The organism is Bacillus sp. GMa5/1 (assembly GCF_050172015.1).
GTDB classification, from domain to species: domain Bacteria; phylum Bacillota; class Bacilli; order Bacillales; family Bacillaceae_G; genus Bacillus_A; species Bacillus_A cereus.
Window position 1 is genome coordinate 1 of sequence record NZ_JBNLYC010000327.1, and the last position, 2768, is coordinate 2768.

Below are 2768 nucleotides of genomic sequence, written 5' to 3' on the forward strand. Positions count from 1 at the left end.
AATATCTATTGAACATATGAATAGGATAACAACTACCTGCTGTTGGCAAGTAGCAATTTATCTAATGAAAAGATCACTTGTTTCCAAGACAAGTGATCTTTTTATCGTTTACAGATCGTTCCTTGAAAACTGAAGATATAAGGTTGGTTGCAGAAAAACGTAGCAATCGTAAAATCTTCAACGTTCTACCATCCCACGTTTGCCGAAGTTGCGAAAACCAAGCTAAAGTAGGTAGCGTGATGAGTCAACGTACAAGATACTTCTGTTTTCACCGTAGGGACTACGGGCTGAGCCTGCTAAGATAACTGGTGGATACATCGGTGTTCGCAGGAATCTCCCACTTCAAACAGTCCGTAAGGACGTTAAGTGGTGAGTAGTTCAAATACATTACCTATGCTATTTTTGAGATCCATTAGATATTTTAGTTCCCTTATTTATATTGTATACTCATTTCCCCACTCCTTTGATTTGAATATTATATCCCGTTTTCAGCAGCATCGAGTTATAGTATCGACTCGATATATAATAAATATTTTTTAATGTAAAAGCCACTGTTATATTCACCTTTTATAAATCCTTCTTCACTAGAGTCAAATGAATATCGATTTTCATATCCAACTTCATATTCTTCCATGTAATTTCGTTCTTAATGTGTAAAAGTGTAAACGTGGACATTTACACTTTTACACAAGTTCACAAAAATAATACAACAATAAACTTTTATATCGTAATATAATTAAATAGACTTCGTTATTTACAAACAGGAGGGATTTCATTGGAAGACCTTGATGATGAGCTACGCCAAATTGATATGGATCAAAAAGAAGCAATACTAGTTGTAAGTGCTTACAAAAGGTATTTAGCAAAAACAGATGAAGATAGGGAATATGGAACAGAAGTAATTGAACGTATTAGCAATAGTGATACTACTCGTGAGGATGCGGATTTTATTATAAGATGCACGGAAATTATTGATGATCTTATCGATAAAGTTGTCGAGGAGAAAATAGCAAATAAAAGCTAATCTACTACTATAGGATAACCCTCCTAAAAACATCTAGCATATAGACTACGGATTATCTCTAAATGAGCTTGTTGCTTTACGAATGAAACATTTGCATTTTTAGAACTATACATTATCTATTCCTGAACTAGTGACCCAATATATCACAGCGATAATTCACTCTTTGTTTTTTGCCACTTTAGGTTCGGAACCTATCTTTGGAGTTATGATGAAGATGTACCAAGATTTCTAACGGAAATCTCTATTCAAAAAATTGATTAGTTTGGAGATAAAGCAGACAAATTTGAGGAAAGGGATCTCTGCATAACATTTTTGAAATACTTTTATTTTAAAGATGATTCAGAAGCAATGCACAGCTGAATATATTGTGAAGCAATTAGGATTTAAAACTCACATATAATTCTTTAGTCGAAAAGGAATAAAAAAACTAGTTTGTTAGACAAACCACTTTTTCTTTTTACACTTTTTTCTTTTTTGGTAAGCCAGGAAACTTCTTCATTGTGTCAACAGCATGCATGAGCGTGAAATATGGATGTTTTAAAGTCATTTTCGGTCCGCTCTTTTTCATAACTTCCTTAACTAAACCTTTCATATCTGGTTTATAACAATGAATTTTGCAATTTTGACATGCTGGTTTCTTTTCTTGAAATGGACATTTTGATAAACGAAAATAAGCATAATCTTTTAATTTTTGCCATTCTTCACATAGAGTATTTTGTTTATGTTCGTTTTTACAATACATATCAATCATAATGCTAATTGTTTTCTCTTCACGTTCAATTCGATTCATAAATTGGCGCCTCCTGTTTCAAAGTCTCTCCTTTGATTGTAAAACTTTTTAGAGAGTTTACTTGAATTTTTAATGACAGTTTTTCTAATATTTATCTCTTTCCTAAGGCTTAAATAGGGTTCCTTCTTTTTCTTGTGAGCTTCAGGTACCTAAACGACTCGAACTGCAAGAGTTCACTTGATTTTTCCACGTTATTAATTGATTCTATTGGAAGGTGGGGGGGATTTGAAGTTTACTGCTATATCAAATAATCCAGCCTTAGAGCACGCAATCTCCGTTTTGTTTTAGGACCACTATACAATTTTTAAATTAATGAATGTGTGGTGGTACCGCTTATTATAAAATTGGATTTTTATCGGAATATATGTTAAGTCAGCTTTACATTTTGTTAATTGTGGTATACATTTAAGCTAAGAGGTGGTGAACTTGACTATTTTTAACAAAGTAAAGGAAATTAGAGCTCGTTTTAATTTCACACAAAGTGTATTAGCTGAAAAAGTTGGAGTGACGAGGCAAACGATCGCAGCAATTGAAAAAGGGGATTACGTTCCTTCATTATTACTAGCATTGTCAATTTGTGATGTGTTTGATTTGAAGATGGAAGAAGTGTTTGTATTAAATAAGGAGGAAGAAGAGGATGAATAGATTGATGATTTCTTATGTGATTAATGTACTTATTATGGCATTAGCATGTTGGGTATTCATTGAAATTTATTACGGCATTATAGAACTTGCCAATATTATTGACGCTAAGAAAGTAACTTTTGAAGTATCATTAAATATTACACCAGTCTTATTTTTATTAGTTATAGGTATTGTAATAACAATTTTTTATAAAATACAGAAGAAGAAATATAACGCCCTTTCATATCTGATGTATCCACTATTGTTTCCCCTAGAAGACGAACGAGAAAAGTTAATTACTGAAAGAGCTTGTCGTACAGCATTTGTTTC

General features: G+C 32.4%; 4 protein-coding genes and 1 pseudogene. 4 read left to right on the forward strand and 1 reads right to left on the reverse strand.

Annotation, left to right across the window (positions count from 1 at the left end; all coding sequences use genetic code 11):
• Positions 1 to 775: 775 nt before the first annotated feature.
• Together ACQGSG_RS28145 and ACQGSG_RS28150 are read left to right on the forward strand one after the other, a co-directional pair.
• Positions 776 to 1024 carry a hypothetical protein gene (locus ACQGSG_RS28145; RefSeq protein WP_426948612.1) on the forward strand — a complete coding sequence of 83 codons (249 nt, stop codon included), beginning with the start codon at positions 776 to 778 and terminating at the stop codon, positions 1022 to 1024.
• A 40-nt stretch (positions 1025 to 1064) separates the two neighbouring features.
• A pseudogene (locus tag ACQGSG_RS28150) lies at positions 1065 to 1424 on the forward strand (integrase); the annotation flags it as partial.
• A 57-nt stretch (positions 1425 to 1481) separates the two neighbouring features.
• Here ACQGSG_RS28150 and ACQGSG_RS28155 read toward each other — a convergent pair.
• Positions 1482 to 1814 carry a nitrous oxide-stimulated promoter family protein gene (locus ACQGSG_RS28155; protein WP_426948614.1) on the reverse strand — a complete coding sequence of 111 codons (333 nt, stop codon included), beginning with the start codon at positions 1812 to 1814 and terminating at the stop codon, positions 1482 to 1484.
• Positions 1815 to 2240: 426 nt separating this feature from the next.
• Here ACQGSG_RS28155 and ACQGSG_RS28160 point away from each other — a divergent pair, with 426 nt between their 5' ends.
• Positions 2241 to 2459 (forward strand): helix-turn-helix transcriptional regulator, encoded by a 219-nt coding sequence (locus ACQGSG_RS28160; RefSeq protein ID WP_000151822.1) that lies wholly within the window; start codon positions 2241 to 2243, stop codon positions 2457 to 2459.
• Positions 2452 to 2768: DUF2178 domain-containing protein (locus ACQGSG_RS28165; protein ID WP_426948616.1), on the forward strand; the 317-nt coding region annotated here is incomplete at its 3' end. The genes ACQGSG_RS28160 and ACQGSG_RS28165, both read left to right, overlap by 8 nt.

Excerpts from the sequence above, each read along its gene's own strand:
- ACQGSG_RS28155 (WP_426948614.1), bottom strand. The coding sequence starts at position 1,814 with ATGAATCGAATTGAACGTGAAGAGAAAACAATTAGCATTATGATTGAT.